This window comes from Blastococcus sp. KM273129, assembly GCF_021698995.1.
Taxonomy (GTDB): Bacteria; Actinomycetota; Actinomycetes; order Mycobacteriales; family Geodermatophilaceae; genus Blastococcus.
The window spans coordinates 1-1,039 of sequence record NZ_SSXB01000173.1; the positions used below are offsets into that span (position 1 = coordinate 1).

2 protein-coding genes are annotated in these 1,039 nt (G+C 75.6%); both read right to left on the reverse strand.

What is annotated here, in order from left to right:
* Window positions 1–39: 39 nt before the first annotated feature.
* Complete coding sequence (locus tag E9565_RS21880; protein WP_236828802.1) at window positions 40–462, reverse strand: flagellar hook assembly protein FlgD; 423 nt, start codon at window positions 460–462, stop codon at window positions 40–42.
* Window positions 463–477: 15 nt separating this feature from the next.
* Window positions 478–1,039 (reverse strand): flagellar hook-length control protein FliK (locus E9565_RS21885; protein ID WP_236836724.1); only part of this gene is annotated, 562 nt, incomplete at its 5' end.

The following is a 1,039-nucleotide window of genomic DNA, read 5'->3' on the forward strand; positions in this document are numbered from 1 at the left end:
GGCTGGGGGAGCGCGGGTCGGCGCGGGGTCTTCGGGGCGTCAGCGGGTGCCGACGTGGGTGATCCGGCCCAGGGGCACGGCGACGCCGCCGATCGTGGCCTCGGCCTCGGCCTTGTCGGTGGCCAGGCGGACGGAGGTGACGACGCCGGTCTGCGGGGCGCCGGTCGAGTCGGTCCAGGTGACGGTCTGGCCGACCATCGCCCCGGCGCTGCTGGAGCGCTGCAGGGCCAGCATCGAGGCGTTCTGCTTGGCGATCTCCTCGAGCTTCTCCACCTGGCTGAAGGTCGCCGTCTGCGCCATGAGCTGGTTGGTGTCGGCCGGGTTGCCCGGGTCCTGGTACTTCATCTGCGCGACCAGCAGCTTGAGGAAGGTGTCCTTCCCCATCTGGTCACCGCGGTCGACGGAGGTCGTCGCGGAGTAGGTCGCGGTGGTACCCGTGGCACCGCTCACCGCGTCCGGCATGTGGGCTCCTCGCTCTCAGACGCGCACGTCCACGCCGGACGACGTGGATCGGATCAGGGGGGCAGCACGCCCCTCTCCGCTATCGGCAGGCCGACCACCCGGTCGTGACCACCCGGCGGCCGGCTCCTGCGGCCCGCCCCGGCTCCCGGTGTCCTGCCGGGCCTGCTGCTCGGCGGCGTGCCGGGACAGCCAGGAGCCGCCCGCGTCGGCGTCCACCTCGACCCGCGACGGGGTGAGCCCGGCGGCCTCCAGGTCGCGGCGCAGCTCGGGGAGGGCGTCCAGCAGGGCCGCGCGGCCGAGCTCGTGGGCGCCGCGCAGGGTCAGGTCGAGCACGCCCTCGGCGACGGTGACCTGCAGCTGCACCGGCCCGAGGGTGTCGGGGGTGAGCACCAGCGTCATCGTGTGCGACCCGGTGCCGGCGTCGCTGAGGAGGGCCACCTGCTGGGAGAGCTGCCCGGAGACCGGCAGCGCGGCACCGGTGCCGGTGGCCGGCGTGCCGGGGACGGCGGGCGCGGCCGCCGCGGTGCCAGGGGTGGTTGTCGGGGCGGCGGGGAGCGTGAGCGGCAGCGGCCCGGCG